Origin of the sequence: Microbacterium jejuense, from assembly GCF_039544225.1 — a bacterium.
GTDB lineage: Bacteria > Actinomycetota > Actinomycetes > Actinomycetales > Microbacteriaceae > Microbacterium > Microbacterium jejuense.
The window spans coordinates 325,313-348,439 of record NZ_BAABLG010000008.1 but is presented as its reverse complement, the minus strand read 5'-3'; the positions used below and the strand labels follow the sequence as shown (position 1 = coordinate 348,439).

General features: G+C 71.0%; 21 protein-coding genes. 11 read left to right on the top strand and 10 right to left on the bottom strand.

Annotated elements, in window-relative coordinates:
- Positions 1-45 precede the first annotated feature (45 nt).
- On the top strand, positions 46-1,062 hold the full coding sequence (locus tag ABEA46_RS14360; protein ID WP_345545232.1) for a LacI family DNA-binding transcriptional regulator: 1,017 nt from the start codon (positions 46-48) through the stop codon (positions 1,060-1,062).
- Between the two features lie 25 nt (positions 1,063-1,087).
- Here ABEA46_RS14360 and ABEA46_RS14355 read toward each other — a convergent pair whose 3' ends face one another.
- Positions 1,088-2,350 carry an MFS transporter gene (locus ABEA46_RS14355; RefSeq protein ID WP_345545231.1) on the bottom strand — a complete coding sequence of 421 codons (1,263 nt, stop codon included), beginning with the start codon at positions 2,348-2,350 and terminating at the stop codon, positions 1,088-1,090.
- A 145-nt stretch (positions 2,351-2,495) separates the two neighbouring features.
- Complete coding sequence (locus tag ABEA46_RS14350) at positions 2,496-3,485, bottom strand: ArsR/SmtB family transcription factor (RefSeq protein WP_345545230.1); 990 nt, start codon at positions 3,483-3,485, stop codon at positions 2,496-2,498.
- 45 nt (positions 3,486-3,530) lie between these two features.
- On the opposite strand from ABEA46_RS14350, the gene ABEA46_RS14345 reads away from it, so the two are divergent.
- Together ABEA46_RS14345 and ABEA46_RS14340 are read left to right on the top strand one after the other, a co-directional pair.
- Entirely contained in the window at positions 3,531-3,917 is a 387-nt protein-coding gene (locus ABEA46_RS14345; RefSeq protein ID WP_345545229.1) for a cupin domain-containing protein, read from the top strand.
- Between the two features lie 16 nt (positions 3,918-3,933).
- Positions 3,934-4,224, top strand: a complete 291-nt coding sequence (locus ABEA46_RS14340) for a DUF4287 domain-containing protein (RefSeq protein ID WP_345545228.1) — start codon at positions 3,934-3,936, stop codon at positions 4,222-4,224.
- A 10-nt stretch (positions 4,225-4,234) separates the two neighbouring features.
- Here ABEA46_RS14340 and ABEA46_RS14335 read toward each other — a convergent pair whose 3' ends face one another.
- Genes ABEA46_RS14335 through ABEA46_RS14320 form a run of 4 tightly spaced genes read right to left on the bottom strand, consistent with a single transcriptional unit; the run spans position 4,235 to position 9,368 of the window.
- Complete coding sequence (locus ABEA46_RS14335) at positions 4,235-6,175, bottom strand: glycoside hydrolase family 127 protein (RefSeq protein WP_345545227.1); 1,941 nt, start codon at positions 6,173-6,175, stop codon at positions 4,235-4,237.
- Positions 6,172-7,065 (bottom strand): carbohydrate ABC transporter permease, encoded by an 894-nt coding sequence (locus tag ABEA46_RS14330; protein WP_345545226.1) that lies wholly within the window; start codon positions 7,063-7,065, stop codon positions 6,172-6,174. The genes ABEA46_RS14335 and ABEA46_RS14330 overlap by 4 nt, the downstream gene beginning before the upstream one ends.
- Before the next feature lie 10 nt (positions 7,066-7,075).
- Positions 7,076-8,008 (bottom strand): carbohydrate ABC transporter permease, encoded by a 933-nt coding sequence (locus ABEA46_RS14325; protein ID WP_345545225.1) that lies wholly within the window; start codon positions 8,006-8,008, stop codon positions 7,076-7,078.
- A gap of 58 nt (positions 8,009-8,066) precedes the next feature.
- Positions 8,067-9,368, bottom strand: coding sequence for an ABC transporter substrate-binding protein (locus ABEA46_RS14320; RefSeq protein ID WP_345545224.1), 1,302 nt, complete (start codon positions 9,366-9,368; stop codon positions 8,067-8,069).
- Between the two features lie 192 nt (positions 9,369-9,560).
- On the opposite strand from ABEA46_RS14320, the gene ABEA46_RS14315 reads away from it, so the two are divergent.
- On the top strand, positions 9,561-10,571 hold the full coding sequence (locus ABEA46_RS14315) for a LacI family DNA-binding transcriptional regulator (RefSeq protein WP_345545746.1): 1,011 nt from the start codon (positions 9,561-9,563) through the stop codon (positions 10,569-10,571).
- A 12-nt stretch (positions 10,572-10,583) separates the two neighbouring features.
- On the opposite strand, the gene ABEA46_RS14310 is transcribed toward ABEA46_RS14315, so the two are convergent.
- Entirely contained in the window at positions 10,584-11,588 is a 1,005-nt protein-coding gene (locus ABEA46_RS14310; RefSeq protein WP_345545223.1) for a LacI family DNA-binding transcriptional regulator, read from the bottom strand.
- A gap of 20 nt (positions 11,589-11,608) precedes the next feature.
- Entirely contained in the window at positions 11,609-13,111 is a 1,503-nt protein-coding gene (locus ABEA46_RS14305; RefSeq protein ID WP_345545222.1) for an alpha-N-arabinofuranosidase, read from the bottom strand.
- Between the two features lie 230 nt (positions 13,112-13,341).
- Here ABEA46_RS14305 and ABEA46_RS14300 point away from each other — a divergent pair, with 230 nt between their 5' ends.
- Genes ABEA46_RS14300 through ABEA46_RS14290 form a run of 3 tightly spaced genes read left to right on the top strand, consistent with a single transcriptional unit; the run spans position 13,342 to position 16,406 of the window.
- Positions 13,342-14,598, top strand: a complete 1,257-nt coding sequence (locus ABEA46_RS14300) for a sugar ABC transporter substrate-binding protein (RefSeq protein ID WP_345545221.1) — start codon at positions 13,342-13,344, stop codon at positions 14,596-14,598.
- 7 nt (positions 14,599-14,605) lie between these two features.
- Positions 14,606-15,580 (top strand): carbohydrate ABC transporter permease, encoded by a 975-nt coding sequence (locus ABEA46_RS14295; RefSeq protein ID WP_345545220.1) that lies wholly within the window; start codon positions 14,606-14,608, stop codon positions 15,578-15,580.
- A 1-nt stretch (position 15,581) separates the two neighbouring features.
- Positions 15,582-16,406: a carbohydrate ABC transporter permease gene (locus ABEA46_RS14290; protein WP_345545219.1), complete on the top strand. Its 825-nt coding sequence runs from the start codon at positions 15,582-15,584 to the stop codon at positions 16,404-16,406.
- Positions 16,407-16,428: 22 nt separating this feature from the next.
- Here the strand turns inward: ABEA46_RS14290 and ABEA46_RS14285 are convergent, their stop codons facing one another.
- Both ABEA46_RS14285 and ABEA46_RS14280 read right to left on the bottom strand, forming a co-directional pair.
- Positions 16,429-17,010 carry a DnaJ family domain-containing protein gene (locus ABEA46_RS14285; RefSeq protein WP_345545218.1) on the bottom strand — a complete coding sequence of 194 codons (582 nt, stop codon included), beginning with the start codon at positions 17,008-17,010 and terminating at the stop codon, positions 16,429-16,431.
- Positions 17,007-17,858 carry an NAD-dependent epimerase/dehydratase family protein gene (locus ABEA46_RS14280; protein WP_345545217.1) on the bottom strand — a complete coding sequence of 284 codons (852 nt, stop codon included), beginning with the start codon at positions 17,856-17,858 and terminating at the stop codon, positions 17,007-17,009. Before ABEA46_RS14280 ends, ABEA46_RS14285 begins: the two co-directional genes overlap by 4 nt.
- 71 nt (positions 17,859-17,929) lie before the next feature.
- Between ABEA46_RS14280 and ABEA46_RS14275 the strand changes: the two genes are divergently transcribed.
- The 4 genes from ABEA46_RS14275 to araA all read left to right on the top strand — a co-directional run bounded on the left by ABEA46_RS14275 (position 17,930) and on the right by araA (position 23,113).
- Positions 17,930-18,928, top strand: a complete 999-nt coding sequence (locus ABEA46_RS14275) for a LacI family DNA-binding transcriptional regulator (protein ID WP_345545216.1) — start codon at positions 17,930-17,932, stop codon at positions 18,926-18,928.
- 177 nt (positions 18,929-19,105) lie between these two features.
- A complete protein-coding gene (locus tag ABEA46_RS14270) occupies positions 19,106-19,885 on the top strand; it encodes an L-ribulose-5-phosphate 4-epimerase (protein WP_425563189.1) in 780 nt (259 codons plus the stop codon).
- The gene (locus ABEA46_RS14265; protein WP_345545214.1) at positions 19,882-21,498 is read left to right on the top strand and encodes a xylulokinase; all 1,617 of its coding nucleotides are present in this window, start codon (positions 19,882-19,884) and stop codon (positions 21,496-21,498) included. Before ABEA46_RS14270 ends, ABEA46_RS14265 begins: the two co-directional genes overlap by 4 nt.
- Before the next feature lie 103 nt (positions 21,499-21,601).
- Positions 21,602-23,113 carry an L-arabinose isomerase gene (araA, locus tag ABEA46_RS14260; RefSeq protein ID WP_345545213.1) on the top strand — a complete coding sequence of 504 codons (1,512 nt, stop codon included), beginning with the start codon at positions 21,602-21,604 and terminating at the stop codon, positions 23,111-23,113.
- The last annotated feature ends 14 nt before the right edge of the window (positions 23,114-23,127 follow it).

Genomic DNA, 23,127 nt, shown 5'->3' with positions numbered 1-23,127 from the left:
GAACGGGACGCAACCGGACGCTCCCGAGGGGAGCGAGCGCAGCACGTGAGCGCAACCGGCGACCGCAATCGCGTCGCGACGATCTTCGACGTCGCGCGCCTCGCCGGTGTCTCGCACCAGACAGTGTCGCGCGTGCTCAACGACCTGCCGAACGTGCGACCGGCCACGCGCGAGCGCGTCCAGAACGCGATCACGCAGCTGCGTTACGTGCCCTCGCAGGCGGCGCGCGCGCTGGTGACGCGCCGCTCGCGCACGATCGGGCTGGTCGCGACGGGCCTGCCCGACTACGGACCGTCGAGCGTCGTGCTGAACTTCAACGAGTCCGCGCGCGACGCCGGGTACGCCGTCATCGCCACGAACCCCGCCGACGCCGCACCCGCGACGCTGCGGTCGGCGACCGAGATGCTCATCCGGCAGAACGTCGAGGCTGTCGTGCTGCTGGCCGCTGAGAGGGCGGCGCTGGACGCATTCGACGGCTGGGAGCTCGGCGTGCCGCTGGTGTCGATCGCGTCGGAGTCGCGGGGCCGCGGCATCCGCGTCACCCTCGACCAGCACCAGGGAGCACGCACCGCCGTCTCGCACCTGCTCGAGCTCGGGCACCGCGACATCGCGCACATCGCGGGGCCGGACGGATCGATGGACGCCGAGGAGCGCTTGCGGGGCTGGCGCGACAGCCTCGCCGAGGCCGGGATCGCCGGACGCGAGCCCGAGCGCGGCGACTGGTCGCCCGAGGCCGGCTACCGCATCGGTGCCGAGCTGGTGGGCGTCGGCATGCCGGGTGCGGTGTTCGTCGCGAACGACCAGATGGCGCTCGGACTGCTGCACGCGCTGACCGACGCCGGCTTGCGCGTGCCCGATGACGTGAGTGTGGTGGGCTTCGACGACATCCCCGAGGCCGCGCACTTCTCACCGCCGCTGACGACGGTGCGGCAGGACTTCGTGGGCCTCGGCCGCGACGCCATGGCCGCGGTGCTCACCCAGCTGCAGGACGAAGAGGCCACGGCACCGCCGCCGACCCGGGTGCCGCGGCTCATCGTGCGCGCCAGCACGCGCCGGGTCTGACCCACCGCCGGCCGGTCGCGACGCGTCAGTGGTGCGTGCGCGTGAGCCGGCTCGTCGCCAGCAGATTCCAGACGCCCGCGGCGAGCACGACGGCCGCGGCGACCACGGGGGCCACGAGAGCGGCGCCCGCTCCGGCCGATTCGGCCACGATCCCGGTGACGGCGGATGCCGCCGACTGGCCCACCACGACGGCCGAGCCCAGCATGGTCATGACCGTGGCCGAGCGCCCCTGCGGGCTGTAGCCGGCGGCCAGGCTGTACTGCGTCACGAGGGTCGGACCGATGCCGACGCCGATGACCAGCAGCGCGACGGCGATCGCGGTGACGCTGTCGACGAACGGGAGCGCGAGCGTACCGGCCACGAGCACCGCGGCGAACGTCAGCCAGCGCGCCGGCAGCGTGAATCGCGCCGGGAAGAGGGCGACCCCGAGTGCCAGTGCGGCCGAGCCGATCCCCATCGCGCCGTAGACGAGTCCCGCCTGCTCGGGCACGCCGCGCTCGGCCATGAAGGCGGTGAGCGAGGTGAGCATCGAGCCGAAGAACAGTCCCATGCCGAGGGCGCCCGCCGCCGGCGCCAGCACGCGGGCGCGGAACAGCTCGCGGGCGGGCGCCTGCGCCGGACGCGCGGCGTCGTGCGCGGCGACGGTGCGGGCGGTGGGATGCAGCGCGAACGCGCTCACGAACACGAGGGCCAGGATCGCCGCACCGACGACCGGCGCTGCGGGGTTCATCGTGGTCGCGAGCAGCCCGACGATGACGGGGCCGAACACGAACACGATCTCGTCGGCCGCGGACTCGTACGCCATGGCGCCGTTCACGACCTTCGTGCGCCGGTCGGCGGGGTAGGCCCGGCCGATGATGCCGACGAGACGGCTGCGCGAGAGCGGCGACACCTGGGGCATCGTGGCGCCGATGAGGAACGCGGCGCCCAGGAGGGCGGCATCCATCACCGGAGCGAACGCCAGCCATGCCATCGCGATGAGCAGCAGGCTGTTCGCGGTGCCCGCGATCAGCAGCACCCGGCGCTGGCCGAACCGGTCGGCCGCGGCGCCGAGCAGCGGACCGACGAGCGCGGTGCCCAGGCCGGTCATAGCGCTCGTGGCACCGCCGAGGGCCAGCGAACCGCGCGCAGAGACGACGAGGGTGAGGATTCCGACGACCATCATCGCGAACGGCAGGCGGGCGATCAGCGCGATCGGGAAGTACGAGTAGCCGGCCTCGCGGATGAGGCTCGGACCGCGGTCGGCGCGCGTCGTGGCGGTGTCGGGGGGTGACGTGACGGTATGCATCTGGCTCCTGGCTTGAGGCCGCCGGCGGCGGCGCGTCGTGCCGCCTTGCCCCGCGCAGAGGGCGCAGGCAGGTAGATGCACATCGAGGATGGCACCACCAGTCTACCGAGGCGGCCTGAACGGCGGCCGGGTGGCGGCATCCCCTCTACAGCGCCGCGCCGACCATCGCCTCGCCGAGCGGGCTGCGGCGGTGCAGCACCCGTGCGCCGTCGCGCGTGGAGGCGAGGAGCCCCGCATCGCGCAGCACGGTGAGGTGGTGCGACGCCGTCGAGATCGCGAGGCCGGTGTCGCGCGCGACCTGCGACGTGGTGCGCGGCTCGTGCGCGTCGAGCAGGATACGGGCGCGCGCCGGGCCCAGCAGTGCACCCAGCGCGGTGGCGGCGTCCGCCGAGTCGCGCGCCCACGTCGATGTCACCCCCTGCGCGGGGTAGAAGAGCGTGGGCTGGGCGGGCGGTTCGGTGAGCACGAAGCATCCCGTCGTGCCCATGACCGACGGGACGAGGACGAGTCCGCTGCCGCGGCAGTCGACCACCTCGCTCCAGATGCGCATCGTCACGCGCACCGCACCGTCCGACCACTGCACGCGGTCGTGCAGCGTCTGGATCATGTCGCCGATGCCGCTCTCGGCGATGCGGCGCGAGCGCACCGCGATGTCGGCGCGAAGCAGGCGCTCCAGCGGCGTCCACACCGGAGCGACGGCGGTGTTCCACACCGACAGCCACGCGTCGGCGATCATCGCGCGGGCACGGTCGGGCTGGTCGAGCATGTGCTGCACGGCGGTGCGGCGTGCGCCCTCGGACCGCACCAGCACCTTCGTCATGTCGACCGCGAAGCGCTCGTCGTCGATGTCGCGCACACGCTCCGCCTCGGCCTCGGGGGTCAGCTCCCACGTCGGCGTGGTCGTGAGGAAGTCCGGGAAATATCCGTCCTCGCGGATCAGCAGCGCGAGCACCTCGAACTGCTCGCGGGGGATGCCGCCACGATGGGCCCGTATCCACCCCCATTGCAGCGGGTACTCATCAGGTCGCAGGATCGCGCGCACCGCGTGGCACAGCTCGTGGCCGGGAGAGATGCCGAACCGGATCGCCGCGAGGTCGTCCGGCGCGAGCTGGAAGTCCACGAACTTTCGATCCACATCGAAACTATAGGGCTCGGGATGCCGCCCCACGAGGCTGAGGGCATGAACACCGCGACTCCCACCATCGTCCCCGCGGCCGAGCTCGGCGTCGGAACCGGCCGCACCCGCCGCTTCATCGGCGCCGAGCACGACGCCGCCGTGTCGTACTTCTTCGTCGACAACGAGCCCGGCCAGGGCCCGGACCTCCACCGCCACCCGTACCCCGAGACGTGGGTGGTGCTCGAGGGCGAGGCGCGCATCACGATCGGCGACGTCGTGCTGCACGCCGTCCCCGGCGACACCGCCACCGGGCCCGCCAACGTGTGGCACGGTTTCAAGAACTCCGGCACCTCACGCCTGCGGGTGCTGTGCATCCACGCGTCGGACCGCATCATCCAGGAGTGGCAGGATGCTCCCGGAGTGCTCGACATCCCCAGCGCAGGCAACTGACCACCCAGGAGAACCCATGTCGTTCCAGGCATACCTCGACAACATCGAGACCAAGACCGGCCGCACGCCCCGCGAGCTCGTCGAAGAGGCGCACGCGAAGGGCTTCGACGAGAAGACGAAGGCGACGCCCATCGTCGAGTGGCTCGCCGCGGACTACGGCCTCGGCCGCGGGCATGCGATGGCACTGGTGCACGTCATCACGAAGGGACCGCAGATCAGCGAGAAGCACGTCGGCACCGACGGCACCCACTCCGACCTCACGAACGTCCTGTGGCTCGACGGCAGGGCGACGAACCCGAACCCCTGATCGGGCCCGCTCAGGTCGTGGCGGGGATCCAGACGCGCATCGTCGAGGGTCCGCGCTGCGCCCACTCGTGATAGGTCACGAGGGGGACGCTCCGGGATGCCGCCTCCGCCGGGGCCTCGCCCGCCCGGACGTACGGCCAGCCGGCACCGTCGCCGCCGCGGTCCACGACGTCGATCCACACGCGGCCGTCCCGCTCGACCGGCGTCGCCCCGGGGGCGAGCGCCAGGTCGGCGACATCGGCGTCGACCCCGACGTCGACCGACTCCAGCGCGAGAACCTCCGGGCCGCGTTCGACGACGACGCAGCCGCGGACCGCGTCGATGCGGGCGTCGGCGGCGGTGAGCCGTGGCGTCATCGGCAGTGCGAGTTCGACGACGTCGCCGGCGCGCCACTGCCGCCGCAGCTCGGCCGTCCCCGGCGCCGCCTCGCGGTCGTCGGAGGGGGAGCCGTCGGCGGGTGTGACACGCAGCCGTGCGCCGGCGGCCCACGCCGGCACGCGGAGCGTGAGCGTCCAGGGTGCGCCTGATGCGGCATCCCCCCTCGAGATCACGCGGATCGACCCCGAGGCCGGGTAGTCCGTCTCGACGTCGAACGCGATGACGCGGCCGTCGGCGAGCGTCGTGCGCACGGACACCGGCGCGTACTGGTGCAGCTGCACGCCCTCGTCGTCGGCGGTCGCCACGTATGCGTCGAGGCTCGCGAGCGTGCGGGCGACGTTCGGTGGGCAGCACGACACCTCGAACCACGGCGCGCGCAACGACGACGAGGCGCGCGGCGAGGTCTCGGCGGGGTCGGCCGGCACACCCGGCACCCGCTGATGCAGCGTGTTGGCGTAGAAGAACGCGCGGCCGTCCGGCGCCGGCGACGTCGCGACGACGTTGTAGAGCGTGCGCTCGATGAGATCGGCCTGACGCGGGTCGCCGCCGGCGAGCAGCAGGCGCCACGCGAACATGATCGAGCCCACGCCCGCGCAGGTCTCGGAGTAGGCGCGGTCGGCGGGCAGCTCCCAGTCCTCGCCGAACGCCTCGTCCTGGTGGTGCGAGCCCTGGCCGCCCGTGACGTACGTGCGGCGCGCGACGGTGTGCTCCCACTGCCGGCGCAGCGCGGCGAGCAGGTCGTCGTCTCCGGTGTCGACGGCGACGTCGGCCGCGCCCGCGGCGAAGTAGTTGGCGCGCACGGCGTGGCCGCGCAGCGAGGTGGCCTCGCGCACCGGCACGTCGTCCTGGAAGTAGGTGCGGCCCCACTCGATGTCGCGGAGCGTGCCGCGGCCGTGGCGCTCGACGAACAGGCGCGCCTGTTCCAGGTACCGCGGGTCCCCGGTCGCGCGTGACAGCTCGGCGAGCCCCACCTCGACCTCGGCGTGCCCGCAGATCCCGTCGCGCCCGTCGGCGCCGAACTCGTCGCACACCAGGTCGGCCGCCCGGACGGCGATCCCCAGCAGGCCGTCGTCGGCACCGGGGCGGGTGCGGACCCGCGCCACCGCGGCCTGGAACAGGTGCCCGAGGCAGTAGAGCTCGTGACCCCATTCGAGGTCCGACCACCGTGCGCCCTGGCCCGGCCGGCCGAACCTGGTGTTCAGGTAGCCGTCGGGCTCCTGCGCGGCGGTGACCCGTGCGACGACCGCACGGAAGCGGGCCTCGAGGGCCGGGTCGTCGGTGCGGCCGATCTCCCACGCGAGGCCCTCAAGGAACTTGTACACCTCGGAGTCCGAGAACTCGCGTCCGCGACGGCCCTCGGGAAGGGTGCCGTCGGCCGCGCGGTCGAAGTTGCCGAGCCAGCCCTCGGACTCCAGCCGCGACTGGATGTGCTCGAGCGTGGCAGTGCCGTTGACCTTCTGCCGGTCGCCCCAGAAGCCGCCGGTGATGCGCACCTCGTGCAGGCCCAGCGGACGGAGGCGACCGTGCGCGGGGGCGACGGGTGCCTGAGGAGTGGTGGTGGTCTGCATGGTCATCCCTTGAAGGCTCCCGACATGAATCCGCGGACGTAGTGGCGCTGCAGCACCAGGAACAGCACGATGCAGGGCAGCGCCAGCACGACGACGCCCGCCTCGGTCGCCCCGTAGTCGATGACGCCCTGCACCTGCACACGGAGGTTCGACACGGCCAGCGGCAGCGTCATCCGGTTCGTGTCGGTGATGAGGATGAGGGGCGCCATGAAGTCGTTCCACGCGGCGAGGAACGCGAACATGCCGACCGTGATGAGGCCGGGCTTGACCGCCGGCAGCAGCACGCGCCGCAGCGCTCCGAACGTCGTCGCGCCGTCGACCATCGCCGCCTCGTCGAGCTCGCGGGGCACGGACTCGAACGAGATCCGCATCATGAACATCGAGAACGGCAGCTGGAACATCGTCAGCACGATCGCGACGCCGACGAGCGAGTTGCTCAAGCCGACAGCGTTGAGGATCACGTACAGCGGGATGAGCAGCGTCGTGTACGGCACCATCAGGATCGCGAGGACCGTGAGGAACAGCAGGTTCTTGCCCGGGAACGAGAATCGCGCGAACGCGTAGCCGCCGAGCGTCGAGACCACGAGCGTGAGCAGCACCGTCAGCAGCGACACGAAGGCCGAGTTGCCCAGGTACACCCAGATGCCGGCCTGGTAGTTCGCCAGCGACGCATAGTTGCCGAAGCCCCATCCCTCGTCCTGGCTGGTGCCGGCGCGCGGGGCGACGGACGACACGGCGGTCCAGATGAGCGGGTACAGGAACATGATCGCGAGCGCGGTCGTCAGCACGGCGTACGGGATGCCGAACACGACGCGCATCGCCGGAGAACGCCGGCCGTGCCGCGACGGCTGCACCGTGATGAGGCGGGTCGCGGAGGGAAGGGTCTGCACAGACATGGCGGAGGTCTCAGTCCTCGTCGGTGCGGCGGAACGCGCGCAGCTGGGCGATGTTGATCAGGATCAGGGCGAGCAGCACGATGACCGAGAGCGCGGCGGCGATGCCGAGGTTGTTCTGGCCCTGGAAGGCGACGTTGTAGATCAGCTGGACGATCGTCATCGTGCTGTTGTCGGGGCCGCCCTTGGTGAGGATGTAGAACTGCTCGAACGCCAGCAGCGAGCCGGTCACGCACAGCACGACAGTCAGTGCGAAGGTGGGGCGCAGCAGCGGCAGCGTGATGCGGCGGAAGGTCTGCCACGTCGAGGCGCCGTCGATGCGCGCCGCTTCGTAGACGTCATCGGGGATCGCCTGCAGTCCCACGAGCATGAGCAGCATGTAGAAGCCGGCATAGCGCCACACGATGAGGAACACCGTCGACCACAGCGCCCCCTCGGGGGTCCCGAGGAACGTGAAGCCCCACGATTGCATCAGGTCGGCGAACGGCCCGGCGTACGGCGAGTAGAGCACGTAGAAGAGGAGGGATGCCGAGGCCAGGCCGAGTGCGCTCGGCACGAGGAACGACGTCCGCAGGATCGACTTCCAGCGCGTCGACTCCTGCACCAGCAGCGCGAGCCCGAGGCCCAGGCCGATGAGGAGGACCGTCGTGATGACGGTGTACTTCAGGGTGAACCAGGTCGCGTCCCAGAACAGCCGGTGCTGGACGGCGTCGACGTAGTTCTCAGGGAGGTTCCAGCCCTGGTTGCCCGACAGCAGGGGCCAGTCGGAGGCCGACATCTGCAGCACGAGCGCCAGCGGCACGAGGAACACGAACACCACGAACAGGGCGGTCGGAGAGGCGTACAACCAGCCCCGCAGCGCGTCTCGGCGCGCACGAGAGGTGTGACGCCGCGCGGGCGGGAGGGGCGGGGGAGTCGTCGGCGGACTGAGCGTCTCGGCGGACATGCGATCGTTCTCCGGGGGATGGGGGCGGCGGCCCGGTCTTCCGGGCCGCCGCCGTCGGTCACTGCGCGAGGACTTCGGTGATGCCGTCGTTGTCGGCGTCCACCGAGTCGGCGCCCTGCAGCACGGCGTTGCGCACGAGCGTCAGCCAGGGGCTTCCGGGTGCGTTGAACGCCTGCTGGAAGTTGAGCGCCACCGGGGTGTCGCCCTTCGCGGCGACCTGGTTGATCGTGACCAGCCGCTCGTCCTTCGCCGCGTACTCGTTGTCGGCGAAGTCGGCCCGCGAGACGACGTCGTTGTCCTTCGCCAGCACACCGACCTGCGCGTCCTCCGACATGAGCCAGGTGAGGAAGTTCCACGCCTGTGCGGACTTCTTCGAGTCCTTCGAGACGCCGATGCCGTCACCGCCGACGAACGTCGACGCGCCGCCGTCCACTCCGGGGATGCCGGCGACGCCCACGTCGAACGGCGTCGACGACAGCAGTGTGGCGGGGTAGTACATCAAGCCGACGTTGCCCTCGGTGAACGCGGCCGTCCAAGTCGGGCCGGCTTCGTCCTGGGAGCTGGGCAGCACGGCGCCCGACTCCCACAGGTCGCGCCAGGTGCTGTAGACCTCCTTGGCGGCGTCGTTGGCGAGCAGCGACTCGCGGCCGTCGTCGCTGAGCACCTCTTCGCCCGAAGCCCAGATGCCCGGGAACCACGTGAAGACGAGGCATCCACCGCAGTTGAGCCCCGTCGCGGTGCCGTAGACCCCGTCTTTGCCGAGCGCCTGGATCTTCTTCGCGGCGTCGGCGTACTCGGCCATCGTGGCGGGGGCCTTCTCGGGGTCGAGGCCGGCCTCGGAGAAGAGCTCCTTGTTCCAGAAGAGCATCGACAGGTCGAGCACGAAGGGCAGGACGTGCTCCTTGCCGTCTGCGTCGGTGCCGGCCGACAGGTGGCCCTGGTTGATCTGGTCCTTGTAGTCCAGGGCGTCGATCTGCGCGCTGATATCCTGGAACAGGCCCTGCTCGACCCAGTTCGGCACGTAGACGATGTCGGCGGCGAACAGATCGGGCAGCCCGCCGGAGCCGGCGGCTGCGCCGACCTTGGCGACGTAGTCGTCGTTGGGGACGACGGTCAGCTCGACCTGGTTCTTGTGGGACTCGTTGTAGGCGTCGACGAGCAGGTTCGCCTGCTTCTCCAGCGGCGCCCGCGTCCACAGCGTGAGCGTCGAGCCGTCGTCGGTGCCGTCGGCGGGGATGGACTCCGCCGGAGTGGGCGTGTCACCGCTGCCGGTGCACGCGGCGAGGCCGCCGATGAGGGCGCCCGCCGTGACGAGTGCCGTGGCCGCACGCAGCGCGGCACGACGTCGAGTGGTGATCATGCAACTGTCTCCTCTGGCTCTTCTTCGAGCGGATGACGCCGATCGGGTCGGCACCGCTGCGTCGGGGTGCAAGAGGCCTTCGAAATCTTCGAAAGCCATTTCGTGCAAGCTATCGCCAGGGTTATGGTGTCGTCAAGTAGTGTCTTCGATAACGTTTAAGCACCGAAGGGGGTGCCGGTGGCAGTGAACGAGATGGGATCGAGAGCCGCCACGCTCAGTGACGTGGCGCGGCTGGCGGGGGTGTCGATCGCGACCGCGTCGAAGGCGCTGAACGACCGCGACGACGTCGCCGTCGCGACCCGGCAGCGCGTGCTGCGCGCGGCGGAGGAGCTGTCGTTCACCCCCAACGCCATGGCGAAGGGGCTGCTGGCCGGGCGCACCGGCACCGTGGGCCTGCTCACGAGCGACCTCGAGGGCCGCTTCATGATCCCGATCCTGATGGGTGCCGAGGACGCGTTCGGGGCGGGGCAGGTCAACGTGTTCCTGTGCGACGCACGCGGCGATGCGATCCGCGAGCAGCACCATCTCAAAGCGCTCCTGAGCCGTCGCGTCGACGGCATCATCGTCGTGGGTCGTCAGACCGATCCGCGTCCCTCACTCGGGCAGGAGATCCCGGTGCCGGTCGTGTACGCCTATGCGCCGTCCGACGATCCGCGCGACCTGTCGCTCACGCCCGACAACTACGTCGGCGGGCGCATGGCGATCGAGCACCTGATCGCCTGCGGCCGCACCCGCATCGCCCATATCACGGGCGACCCGGCGTACGCGGCTGCGCAGGACCGCATCGCCGGCGCTCGCGCGGCCCTCGACGCCGCCGGGCTGGAGCTCGTCGGCGACCCGATGTTCTCGGAGTGGACCGAGCACTGGGGGAGGGATGCCGCCGCCATGCTGCTGCAGCGTCACCCCGACGTCGACGCGGTGTTCTGCGGCTCCGACCAGATCGCGCGAGGCGTGCTCGACACGGCTCGCGATCTCGGCCGGAGCGTCCCCGACGACCTCGCGGTCATCGGCTACGACAACTGGGAGGTGCTGGCGACCAACTCGCGTCCCCAGCTGACCAGCATCGACGCGAACCTGCAGCAGCTCGGCCGGCAGGCCGCGCAGCGCGTGTTCGACGCGATCGACGGCGTCGACATCGGCCAGGGCACGCACCACCTGCCGGTGCGTCTGGTGATCCGGGGGTCGACGATCCCTCGGCGGTGAGGCCGGTCGCGGTCAGGCCGAGCGGCGCACGACCAGCGAGCAGTCCGTGATGAGCTCGGTCGGCGCGGTGGCGCGCCCCTCGACGCGGGCCGCCAGCAGGTCCACGGCGTGCTTCGCGATCTGCGCCGTGCCCGGCTCGATCGTGGTGAGGGGCGGCACGGAGAACTCGGCCATCGGCACGTTGTCGAACCCGATGACCGCGACGTCGTCGGGCGCCCGCAGTCCGCGGGCGGCGAGCGCGTGCAGCGCGCCGAACGCGAGGGTGTCGTTGAAGCAGAACACGGCGTCGGGCGGTTCGGCCAGGCTCAGCAGCTGCGACATGCCAGTCGACCCGTTGCGCAGGTGCCATTCCTGGGCGACAACGACGTACTCGTCGCGGAACGGGATGCTGCGCGCAGCCAGTTCCCGGGCATAGCCGTCCAGGCGCAGCGAGGCGGCGCTCACGGTGCTCACCTGCGGATTCGAGCCGATCACGGCGATCCGGCGGTACCCGCGATCGAGCAGATAGCGGGTGGCCAGTGCGGCGGCCTCGGTGTTCGCCATCCCCACGTGGTCGACGGGACCGTGGAAGATGCGGTCGCCGAGGATCACGAGCCTGTCGTTGCCGGCGAGGAAGCGCTCATCGCCCGGGCCGAGGGCGTGCGGCTGGAAGATGAGCCCGTCGGCGTGCTGTCGTCGCGCGCCCGAGAGGATCGCGAGCTCGGTCTCGCGGCGCGCACCGGTCTGCTCGATGACCACCGCCCAGCCGTGACGCTCCGCCTCGACCATGATGCGGCTGGCGAGGTCACTGAAGTAGTCGATGCCGAGGTCGGGGATCGCGAGGCCGATGGTCCCGGTGCGCCCGGTGCGCAGGCTCCGGGCAGAGGTGTTCATGCGGTAGCCGAGCTCATCGACCGCACGCAGCACGCGCTCCCGGGTGTCGGGACGGACCGCCGCGCTGCCCGAGAGCACGTTCGACACGGTGCGCGCGGTGACGCCCGCGCGCTTGCCGACATCGGCCATCGTGACGGTGGTCATCGCCTGTCGCACCGCCCCTTTCATCCGTCCGCCGAACAGCTCAGTTCGATCCCCGCCCATGATATGGGCGGCAGGGTGAGGCGCAGCCGACCGTCATCGAGGACGGTGGCGGGGGTCCGCGGCCGCACGCGCTCGCGGTCGGTCGCGACGTTCGCGGCGTGCGGGTCGGGGTCCCACAGCAGTTCGGCGTGGACGACGCCCGTAGGGGCGAGCGACGACAGGTCCACCTCGACGACGGCGGGCGACGTCGTCGACCGGTTCGTCAGGTGCACGCGCGCCGTCGCGCGGTCGGCCGAGGCCGTCACCGTGGCCACCACCTCGGCCGCGCCCGTGGTCTTCGTCGAGTGGACGGTGTGACCCGCGCTGCGCGCGGCCGAGGCGAACGGATAGAAGATCGTCTGGCGCCAGGCAGTCCCGTCCGGCTCCGCGCGGATCGGGCCGATGACGTTCACGAGCTGGGCGATCGCGGCGATCGCGACGATGTCGCAGTGCGCGAGGATGCTCTGCAGCAGCGACCCGACGACCACCGCGTCGGCAACCGTGTACTCCTGCTCGAGCAGACGGGGAGCGTGCTCGAAGTCGCGGGCGTCCTTGATGTCGTCGTATGCGCGGAAGTTCCACACGTTCCACTCGTCGAGGCTGATCCGCACGTCGCGGGCCGAGGGGTGGCGGTCGCGGACGCGCCGGATGACGGCATCCACCCCCTCCAGGAAGGCGTCGAGCCGATCAGCGGAACGCAGGAACTCGCCCAGGTCGTCGCTTTCGTAGAAGTAGATGTGGCACGAGATGTAGTCGACGAGCTCGATCGTCCTGTCGAGCACCGTCTCTTCCCACGCGCCGTACGACGGCATGTCGGCGTTCGAGCTCCCCACGGCGACGAGCTCGAGCGCGGGGTCGAACATGCGCATGGCGGCGGCGGCGTTCGCGGCGACGTGCGCGTACTGCTCGGCGGACTTGTGGCCGAGCTGCCACGGACCGTCGAGCTCGTTGCCCAGACACCACAGCCGCACGTCATGCGGCTGCGCTGTGCCGTTGGCCGCACGCTCGTCCGAGAGGCTGGTGCCGCCAGGGTGGTTCGCGTACTCGAGCAGCCGCAGGGCACTGCGCACGTCGCCCAGGCCGAGGTTCAGCGCCAGCATCGGCTCGACGCCGGCGGCGCGGCACCACGCGATGAACTCATCGGTGCCGAACTCGTTCGTCTCGATCGACTTCCACGCGAGGTCCAGTCGCCGTGGCCGCTGCGACCTCGGGCCGATCCCGTCGCGCCAGTCGTAGCCCGACACGAAGTTGCCGCCGGGGTAGCGGACGAGCGTGACGCCGAGCTCGCGCACCAGGTCGATCACGTCGGTGCGCATGCCCGTGGCATCCGTGTGCGGGTGCCCGGGGTCGTGGATGCCGCCGTAGACGGCGCGGCCGAGGTGCTCGACGAACGACCCGAAGAGCCGCCGGTCGGCGACGCCGATCGGTGCGCCGACCTCGATCGGAGCGCGCAGCGTCGGCCCGGCGGCAGGGGATCGTCTCACGGACGTCGCTTCGGCTGTCACGACAGCACCTCATTTCATCGATGAACTGAATGCACGGTAGCCGTACGAATCACACGTGGTCAAGGGTGAATCTCGTCGGAGGGAAACCTGCGAAAAACTGTTGACGAAAACCCTTTCGGTCGGCAAGATGCCGATGGAACACGTTCCGCAGCTCCGGTTCATCGATGAAACGAAAGCCCACTCGCGGCATCAACAGAGAGGCGCAAGCAATGAAGCACACTCGTCTACGGCCCGCTGTCGGCCTGTCGGTCGGCATCGCCGTCGCCGCACTCGCCCTGAGCGGCTGCGCCGGCGACAGCGGCGGCGGCGGATCCGACGCCGAAGCGGTCACGCTCACCGTCTGGCACTACTACAACACCGACGGGCAGGTGGCGACGCTCACAGAGATGGCGGCCGCCTTCACCGCGGCGCACCCCGACGTGACCGTCGACTATCAGTACATCCCCGTCGAGCAGATGACGACCAAGGCTGTCACCGCCGCCGGTGCCAAGACCGGGCCTGACGTGATCGTCTTCGGCGCGTCGGGGACGTACGACCTCTCGCAGTCGGGCGCGATCGAGCCGATGGACTGGTTCGACGACTTCGACGGCGCGGACCAGTTCCCGGACGGCGCGATGCAGCGCATCGACGGGACGCTGTACGGCGTGCAGGGCTTCGTGAACCTGCTCGGGCTCTGGTACAACTCCGACCTCATGGCCGAGCTCGGGATCGCGGCACCCCCCACCACCATCGCCGAGCTCGAAGACGACATGGCCAAGGCTGTCGCGGCGGGCAAGCAGGGCATCACGCTGACCGGCAAGCCGGGCCTTGAGAGCCAGTGGCAGGGCTTCCCGTGGTTCACCTCGTACGGTTTCGACTACGCCGACGCGCAGGCCGAGCCGATGGCCGAGACGTACGGGATGCTGCAGGACTGGGTGAGCGCGGGCTACCTGTCGAAGGAGGCCACCACGTGGGACCAGACGATCCCGTTCCAGCAGTTCGCCTCGGGGGCGTCACTGTTCGCCGTCAACGGCAACTGGCAGGTCGCCGCTGCGCAGGAGGCGGCGTTCGAGTACGGTGTGGCGCCCCTGCCGATCACCGACGAGGGCGGCATGCTGCTGGGCGGCGAGGTGCAGAACATCGGCGCGTTCTCGAAGCACAAGGATCTCGCGCAGGAGTACCTCGAGTCGACGTTCTTCTCCACCGACGGCGAGCTTGCGCTGCTGAAGGGCTTCGGCGCCATCCCCACGCGCTCCGATGCCGCGTCGGCCTCCGAGATCGGCGACGACCCCATCCTCAGCGTGTTCGCCGACATCGTGCAGAACCAGGGACGGCCGTCGCCGAGTCCGGCGGTGCCGTCGGCCAACGTGAACGCCGTCGAGGGGCTGATGGGCGACTACTGGAGCAAGGCCATCGCCGGGGAGGGATCGCCCGACGATCTCGCCGACCAGCTGATGACCCAGCTCACGCCGCTGCTGAAGGACTGATGCGCAGATGACGCAGACGAGTCCGCTCGCCGGCCTGCGTTCGCCGCGTTCGGACGGGTCGTCCCCGTCGGGCACACGCCCGACGGGGACGACCCGCGCGCGGCCCTCCCGGCGCGTGCGCGACGGCCGGCTCGCGTTCGCCGTGCCGGCGCTCGCGCTCCTGGCCGCGCTGTCGGTCTGGCCATTGATCGTCCTGGGCCGGATGAGCGTGAGCGCCGTCAGCGGCGCCACCCTCAACCGCGACTGGGAGTTCGTGGGGTGGGGCAACTATGCGCGGCTGTTCGCGGATCCCGACTTCGCGAAGGTCGTGCTGAACACCGTCGCGTTCGTGGCGGTCGTCACGGTGCTCGGGATGGTGGGCGGATTCGCCGCCGCCGTCTCGGTCTGGTCGGGGACACGAGGCGGCTCGTTCCTGCTGGGGCTCATGGTCTTCGTGTGGGCGCTCCCGCCGGTGATCAACGGGTCGATCTGGAAGTTCCTGCTGGCCGACCACGGCCTCGTCAACGAATCGCTGCGCACGCTCGGGGCGGCGGCGGGGGTGGGCTTCCTCTACGATCCCCAGCTCGCGCTGTGGTCCGTGGCGCTCGTGAACGCGTGGGCGGTGATCCCCTTCAACGCCCTCATCTTCAAAGCCTCGCTGATGAGCGTCGACGACGCGGTCCTCGAAGCGGCAGAGGTCGACGGCGCGCGTCCGCGTCATCGCGTGCGCTACATCTTCCTGCCGCATGCGCGCCCGGCGGCGACAGTGCTGACCGTGCTGACGATCGTGTACGCGTTCCGCAGCTTCGACTTCATCTATGTGATGACCGCGGGCGGTCCGGGCACCGCATCGACGACGTTGCCCTACCTGGCCTACGTGCAGGCCTTCCAGCGGCTGGACTACGGTGCGGGAGCGGCGACCGCGCTGCTGTCGCTGGTCGTGGTCGTCGTCTTCGCGCTGGTGTACGCGCGCGATGTGCGCCGCAACGAGGGAGTGGTCTGACGTGGGTGCTCGTCGCCGGAGGGAACCGCTGGCCTTCGCCGTACGGGTGGGGCTGTACCTGCTCTACGGGATCCCGCTGCTGTGGATCGTGCTGACCTCGCTGAAGAGCCAGAGCGACGTCCTCTCGTCGCAGGCGTCACTGCTGTTCACCCCGACCGTTGAGGCGTACGCCGAGGCGTTCGCGGACCCGCAGCTGGGCGCGTCGATGCGGCAGTCCGCCATCATCGCGGTCGGGACGACCCTGGTCTGCCTGGCCTTCGCGATCCCCGCGGCCTACGCTCTCGCCCGCGTGGCCGGACGCATCGTCGTCCCCCTGCTGGCGCTGCTGGTGGTGCTGCAGATGGTGCCGCAGACCGCGAATCTCATCCCCCTGTTCTGGCTGCTCGCGCAGGCGGGCCTGCTCGACACGGACGCCGGGCTCGTCCTGGCCGATGCCGCCATGCTGCTGCCGTGGGCTGTGCTGCTGCTGCGCCCGTTCTTCGCGGCCATCCCGACGGCGATCGAAGAGGCGGGGAGGATCGACGGCGCGAAGACGGTGCGCGCCTTCTTCTCGCTCGCGCTCCCGCTCGCGCGCAACGGGATCCTCACCGTCGGCGCGATCCTGTTCCTGGTGTCGTGGGGCGAGTTCCTCTACGGCATCACGTTCATGCTGTCGCCCGAGAAGTATCCGATGAGCGCGCTCATCGCTCAGCAGGCGGGTGCCTTCGGGATCGACTGGCCCCGCATGATGGCATTCGCGGTGGTCTCGGCGATCCCGGTGTTCGTGGTCTATGCCTTCAGCTACCGGCTGCTGCGCACCGGCCTCACCCTCGGGGCGGTGAAGTAGATCGGAGCAGGGAGTGGATGCCTCACCCTGCGTCCCGCCGACGCCACCAGCGACGGCGCGGGGCGGGTGCGGCATCCATCGCCTCGGCGGCCTCTGCGGCTGCACGCGCGTCGCGGCGCTCGCGCCACGCGGCGATCTCGGCCTCGATGTCGCGCGTCGGGGTCACCACGGGCGGGCCGCCGAGCAGCTGACGGCGGGCCTCGACGACGCGGCGGTTGAAGTCCTCGAGGGCGTCGTGCACCTCGGACTCGCGGGTCAGCTGGTCGAGGCCCGCCTCGAGCGTCTCGGCCTCGACGCGGAGCATCAGCGCCGGCGGGCCGAGCCCGGTGAGGTTCTCGGTCTCGATCTTGCGGCGGATCCACCAGTCCGGGTCGTGCGTCTCGCCGAGCCCGGGGATGGGCTTGCCGGCTCCCGGCAGGTCGTCGAACTCGCCGCGGCGGATCGCCTGCTGGATGGCCGTCTCGACCACGGCCGCGCGATCGGCCGCCGAATACGCCTGGGCGGCCTGCGGCGTCGGCGCGCCGGCATCCCCTCCGTCCTCACCGCCCTCGCCGCCGTGGGCGGCGCGGTAGCGGGCGGCGGTGAGGCGCGGGTCGTCGCTCATGATCCTGAGACGTGGTCCCGCCACGAGTGCCGCGGGTCGTAGCCGAGCAGCCGGCGGGCCTTGCCGATCGCGAGCAGCGTCTCGTGCTCGCCGAACTCGCGGGTCTCGACGCCGGGGAACACCTCGGCGACGAGCTCGGCGTTGGGGCGTGACATCACGGTGTCGGCCGCGGCGATGATGTAGGTCTCGAACCCGGGCGGGGCGACCTCGAGGGCGCGCTGCACGGCCTGCGCGCCGTCGCGTGCGTCGATGTAGCCCCAGAGGTTCCACTTGCGCTTCGTCGCGTCATCGTCGTACGACGGGAACGCGGCGTAGTCCTCGGGCACCATGACGTTCGAGAACCGCAGGCCCGTGATCGACAGATCGGGATGCCAGCGCACGAGTTCGACGGCCATCCGCTCTTCGAGGGTCTTCACCAGCGAGTACACCGACTCGGGTCGCGGCGGGTACTCCTCATCGACGGGGATGTACGGCGGCGGCACGTCGAACGGCAGCCCCAGCACCGTCTCGCTCGAGGCGTACACGATCTTGCGGACGCCGAGCCTCACGGCCGCCCAGAACACGTTGAACGTGGCCGTCATGTTGTTGTGGAATGTCGCGACGTCGGACCGGATGCCGGGGGCCGGGATCGCGCCGAGGTGCACCACGGCATCGAACCCGTCGTGTCGGTCGTTCACGGCGGTCAGGGCGTCGACGACCTGGCCGTAGTCGGTGAGATCGACCTGCACGAAGCCGGGCCCGCGCGCCCCGACCACGTCGAGGCCGATGACCTCGTGTCCGGCCGCGCGGAGTTCGCGGGCGACGACGGTGCCGAGCTTTCCGGACGAGCCGGTGAGGGCGATGCGCATGACACCAGCCTGCCACCGCCGGAGGTCGCCCGGACACGGGGCGGCCGATCCGTGCGGCTAAGGTTGCCGCCATGGACGAGAGCGGCGGTGCGCCTGGGCCCCGGGTCGGGGTGCGCGACGTCGCTCGCGAAGCCGGGGTGTCGACGCAGACGGTGTCGCGCGTGCTCAACGACCACCCGAACATCCGGCCCGAGACGCGGGACCGCGTGCTGGCTGCGATCGCCGCGCTCGGCTACCGGGTCAACAACGCCGCGCGCGCGCTCGGCACCCGCACGACCCGCACGCTCGGCGTGATCGCGTCCGACGCGACGCTGTTCGGTCCCGCGGTCGGGATCGCGGCGCTGGAGGCCGCGGCGCGCGGCGCCGGCCGCTGGATCGCCACCGCCTACGCCGATGCGTCGAGCGAGGCCTCGGTGCGCGACGCCGCCGATCGACTGCTCGGCCAGGGCGTCGATGGGCTCATCGTGCTCGCCCCTCACGCGGCGACGCTGCCGGCGCTGACAGCCGCACATCCGGGGATCGCGATCACGGCCCTGCACACCGGCGACGGCAGCCGGCGCCAGGCGGATGGCGCGGCGCTCGCCGTCGCACACCTGGTGACGCTGGGGCACCGGCGGATCGGTCGGGTGTCGGGGCCGCAGGAATGGCTCGAAGCCCGCTCGCGCGAGACCGGCGTGGTGCGCGCGCTCGCCGAGGCGGGACTCACGCCCGGCCCGGTGTGGTCGGGTGACTGGACGGCCGCCGCGGGAGCCGTGCTGGCCTCGAGCGTCGCAGAAGCCGTGCGGGCCGCGGATGGACCGACCGCGATCGCTGTGGCGAACGACCAGATGGCGCTGGGTCTCATGGCCGGGCTGCGCGAGGCCGGGCTGACTGTGCCGGGCGACGTCAGCGTGACCGGCTTCGACGACCACCCGGATGCCGCCTATTACCGGCCTGCGCTCACCACGGTCGGTCTCGACCTGGCCGGTGAGGCGCGTCGTGCTGTCGCGGCGGTGCTCGCGGACTCCGCCCCTCCGCCGGCTCCACCGCGCCTGGTGGCCCGCGCCTCGACCGCCGCGCCGCACTTGTGACGACCGGGTCGTCCGTACGCGCCACCGCGCACAATTCAGTCTGTGCGCGGTCAGATCCGGCGACACCGCGAAACGGCGCGGATCCGCGTCTGCAGCACGTGCACGCAGGCTGAATCGTGTGCGCACGGGAGTGGCGAGTCGCGGTTTGTTACCGGTAACATGTACGCGCGGCCGAGTATGCCGCGCCCACGAGACCCGACGGAGGACCCCGTGACCAGCCCCGAACCGGCGACGCCCGCGTCGACGCTCCCGCCCGAGGTGGAGGCATCCATCGCCGCCGTCCGCGCCGACGTGGCGAAGCTGCACGGCGAGCTCGTGCGCTACGGCCTCATCGTGTGGACCGGCGGCAACGTGTCGGGCCGCGTGCCCGGCGCCGATCTGTTCGTCATCAAGCCGTCGGGCGTCAGCTACGACGACCTCGCCGCAGAGAACATGATCCTGTGCGACCTCGACGGCAATGTCGTGCCGGGCTCCGAGGGCAGCGAGCGCAGCCCGTCCAGCGACACCGCGGCACACGCCTACGTGTACCGCCACATGCCCGAGGTCGGCGGAGTCGTGCACACGCACTCGACGTTCGCGGTCGCGTGGGCCGCCCGCGGCGAAGAGATCCCGTGCGTCATCACGGCGATGGCCGACGAGTTCGGCGGCCCGATCCCGGTCGGCCCGTTCGCGATCATCGGCGACGACTCCATCGGCCGCGGCATCGTGCAGACCCTCACCGGGCATCGCTCGCGCGCGGTGCTCATGCAGAACCACGGCCCGTTCACGATCGGGGTCTCGGCCAAGGACGCCGTAAAGGCTGCGGTCATGGTCGAGGACGTCGCCCGCACCGTCCACTACGCCCGCGAGGCCGGCCCGCTCATCCCGATCCCGCAGGACGCGATCGACAGCCTCTACAACCGGTACCAGAACGTGTACGGGCAGTCGTCCGACGAGCGCCGCGAGGGCGAGAAGTGACAGTGGATGCCGTCGGGCAGGCGATCCTCGACGGCCGCACCGCGCTGGGCATCGAGTTCGGCTCGACCCGCATCAAGGCGTGCCTGGTCGACGCCGACGACCCCTCGACGGTGCTGGCCGTCGGCGGGCACGAATGGGAGAACCAGTACCGCGACAAGCTCTGGACCTACGCCCTCGATGACGTGTGGGCGGGCCTGCAGGCCGCGTTCGCCGACCTCGTCGCCGACGCCGAGCGCCGCCACGGCGAGCGCCCCACGGCCTTCGGTGCGATCGGCGTCTCGGCGATGATGCACGGCTATCTCGCCTTCGACGGGTCCGGTGAGCTGCTCGTGCCGTTCCGCACGTGGCGCAACACCAACACCGGCCCGGCGGCCTCCGAGCTCACCGAGCTGTTCGGGGTCAACATCCCGCTGCGCTGGTCGATCGCCCACCTGCACCAGGCCGTCGTCGACGTCGAGGAGCATGTGCCCGACGTCCGCTTCGTCACGACCCTCGCCGGGTACGTGCACTGGCGCCTGACCGGTGAGAAGGTGCTGGGCGTCGGCGACGCGTCGGGGATGTTCCCCATCGACTCCGTGACGGGCGACTACGACGCGGACCTGGTCGGCCGGTACGACGCCCTCGCCGCGGGACGCCTGCCTGCGCTGGCCGAGCTGCTGCCGCGCGTGCTCGTGGCAGGCGATGCCGCGGGCATGCTGAGCGCCGAAGGTGCGGCACTGCTCGACCCGACCGGGACCGTGGCCGCCGGCATCCCCTTCTGCGCTCCCGAAGGCGATGCCGGAACCGGCATGGTCGCCACGAACGCCGTCGCGCCGCGCACCGGAAACGTCAGCGCCGGCACGAGCATCTTCGCGATGGTCGTGCTCGAGCGTCCGCTGCAGAGCGTGCACCACGAGCTGGACCTCGTCACGACGCCGTCGGGCGACGCGGTCGCGATGGTGCACTGCAACAACGGCGCGAGCGAGCTCGGCGCGTGGGCCGGGCTGTTCGGCCGGTTCGCCGCCGCCGCGGGCACGCCCGTCGACAGCGATGCGGTGTTCGACGTGCTGTTCCGCGAGGCGCTCGGCGCTGACGCCGACGCGGGCGGGCTGCTCGCCTACAACCACCTCGCGGGCGAGCCGATCGCGGGCCTCGACGAGGGCCGGCCGCTGTTCGTGCGCACGCCCGACAGCGCTTTCACGCTCGGCAACTTCGCGCGCGCCCAGCTGTACGGCGTGTTCGGCACCCTGGCGCTGGGCATGCGCGTGCTCGACGCCGAGGGCGTGGGCCTGGACCGCATGTTCGCGCACGGCGGCCTGTTCCGCACTGCGGGCGTCGCCCAGCGCTTCCTCGCCGCGGCGCTGAACGCCCCCGTCGCCGTCGGTGACACCGCGAGCGAGGGTGGCGCGTGGGGCATCGCCGTGCTGGCCGCGTACACCCGGACGGCCGGGGATGCCGGGCGCCCGGCATCCGGTCTTCCCGAGTATCTCGACCGGACAGTGTTCGCCGGCGCCACCATCGACGTCGCCGACCCCGTGCCGGCGGACGTCGCCGGCTTCGCCGCCTATCTCGACCGATATCGCGCCGGCCTCGCCGTCGAAGCCGCCGCCGTCACCTCTCTCACCGGTCGTTGAGCGGAGCGACGAAGGAGCGAAGACGAAACGTCCCGAGAGCACCTCACCGCGTTTCGTCTCGCTTCGCTCGCTCAACGACCAGGCCCCTATAGAAAGAATCGACATGACCCGTACCCCCCTGTCCACCTCGCTCGACGCATACGAGATCTGGTTCGTCACCGGCAGCCAGACGCTGTACGGCGACGAGACGCTCCGCCAGGTCGCCGAGCAGTCCCAGGCGGTCGCCGCCGGTCTCGACGGACTGCCGGTCAAGATCGTGTGGAAGCCGGTGCTCAAGGACTCCGACGCGATCCGCCGGCTCGCCCTTGACGTCAACGCCCGCGATGAGGTGATCGGCGTCATCGCGTGGATGCACACCTTCAGCCCCGCGAAGATGTGGATCGCCGGTCTCGACGCGCTGCGCAAGCCGCTGCTGCACCTGCACACGCAGGCCAACGTCGAGCTGCCGTGGGCCGACATCGACTTCGACTTCATGAACCTCAACCAGGCCGCGCACGGCGACCGCGAGTTCGGCTACATCCAGACCCGTCTGGGCGTCGCCCGCAAGACCGTCGTCGGCCACGTGTCGAACCCGGCGGTGCGGCAGCAGGTCGAGGACTGGCAGCGCGCGGCGGCCGGCTGGGCGGCATCCCGCTCCCTCAAGCTCGCGCGCTTCGGCGACAACATGCGCTACGTCGCGGTCACCGAGGGCGACAAGACCGAGGCCGAGCTGCGCTTCGGCGTGCAGGTGAACACGTGGGGCGTCAACGAGCTCGTCGAGGCGGTGGATGCCGCGACCGACGCCGACGTCGACGCCCTGGTCGAGGTGTATCTGGCCGAGTACGACGTGGTCGACGAGCTGCGGCCGGGTGGCGAGCGTCACCAGTCGCTGCGCGACGGTGCGGCGATCGAGCTGGGCCTGCGCTCGTTCCTGGAGGAGGGCGGCTTCGGCGCCTTCACGACCTCGTTCGAGGACCTCGGTGCGCTGAAGCAGCTGCCGGGTCTCGCCGTGCAGCGCCTGATGGCCGAGGGCTACGGCTTCGGCGCCGAGGGCGACTGGAAGACGGCGATCCTGGTGCGCATCGCCAACGTCATGGGCGAGGGCCTGCCCGGCGGCGCGAGCCTCATGGAGGACTACACGTACGACCTCGTCGCCGGCGACGAGAAGATCCTCGGCGCGCACATGCTCGAGGTCTCGCCGTCGCTGACCTCGGCCAAGCCGCGTCTGGAGGTGCACGCCCTCGGCATCGGCGGCAAGGACGACCCGGTGCGCCTGGTCTTCACCGCCGACCCCGGACCCGCGCTCGTCGTCGCAATGAGCGACATGCGCGACAGATTCCGCCTGGTCGCCAACGTCGTCGAGAACGTCGACGCGCCCGACCTGCCGAAGCTTCCGGTCGGCCGTGCCGTGTGGAAGCCCGCGCCCGACTTCGCCACGAGCGCCTCGTGCTGGCTGGCCGCCGGCGCCGCGCACCACACCGTCATGACGACCGCCGTGGGCATCGAGGTGTTCCGCGACTTCGCCGAGATCGCCGCCACCGAGCTCGTCGTGATCGACGACGACACCACGGTGCGCGGGTTCCAGCGCGAGCTGCGCTGGAATCAGGCGTACTACCGGCTCGCGCAGGGGCTCTGAGCCCAGCGATACGC

Bases quoted from the DNA above. Each gene is read 5' to 3' on its own strand.
- ABEA46_RS14355 (WP_345545231.1), bottom strand. From the start codon at position 2,350: ATGCATACCGTCACGTCACCCCCCGACACCGCCACGACGCGCGCCGAC.
- ABEA46_RS14345 (WP_345545229.1), top strand. From the start codon at position 3,531: ATGAACACCGCGACTCCCACCATCGTCCCCGCGGCCGAGCTCGGCGTC.
- ABEA46_RS14340 (WP_345545228.1), top strand. From the start codon at position 3,934: ATGTCGTTCCAGGCATACCTCGACAACATCGAGACCAAGACCGGCCGC.
- ABEA46_RS14335 (WP_345545227.1), bottom strand. From the start codon at position 6,175: ATGACCATGCAGACCACCACCACTCCTCAGGCACCCGTCGCCCCCGCG.
- ABEA46_RS14330 (WP_345545226.1), bottom strand. From the start codon at position 7,065: ATGTCTGTGCAGACCCTTCCCTCCGCGACCCGCCTCATCACGGTGCAG.
- ABEA46_RS14325 (WP_345545225.1), bottom strand. From the start codon at position 8,008: ATGTCCGCCGAGACGCTCAGTCCGCCGACGACTCCCCCGCCCCTCCCG.
- ABEA46_RS14320 (WP_345545224.1), bottom strand. From the start codon at position 9,368: ATGATCACCACTCGACGTCGTGCCGCGCTGCGTGCGGCCACGGCACTC.
- ABEA46_RS14315 (WP_345545746.1), top strand. From the start codon at position 9,561: ATGGGATCGAGAGCCGCCACGCTCAGTGACGTGGCGCGGCTGGCGGGG.
- ABEA46_RS14310 (WP_345545223.1), bottom strand. From the start codon at position 11,588: ATGACCACCGTCACGATGGCCGATGTCGGCAAGCGCGCGGGCGTCACC.
- ABEA46_RS14300 (WP_345545221.1), top strand. From the start codon at position 13,342: ATGAAGCACACTCGTCTACGGCCCGCTGTCGGCCTGTCGGTCGGCATC.
- ABEA46_RS14295 (WP_345545220.1), top strand. From the start codon at position 14,606: ATGACGCAGACGAGTCCGCTCGCCGGCCTGCGTTCGCCGCGTTCGGAC.
- ABEA46_RS14285 (WP_345545218.1), bottom strand. From the start codon at position 17,010: ATGAGCGACGACCCGCGCCTCACCGCCGCCCGCTACCGCGCCGCCCAC.
- ABEA46_RS14280 (WP_345545217.1), bottom strand. From the start codon at position 17,858: ATGCGCATCGCCCTCACCGGCTCGTCCGGAAAGCTCGGCACCGTCGTC.
- ABEA46_RS14275 (WP_345545216.1), top strand. From the start codon at position 17,930: ATGGACGAGAGCGGCGGTGCGCCTGGGCCCCGGGTCGGGGTGCGCGAC.
- ABEA46_RS14270 (WP_425563189.1), top strand. From the start codon at position 19,106: ATGCCGCGCCCACGAGACCCGACGGAGGACCCCGTGACCAGCCCCGAA.
- araA (WP_345545213.1), top strand. From the start codon at position 21,602: ATGACCCGTACCCCCCTGTCCACCTCGCTCGACGCATACGAGATCTGG.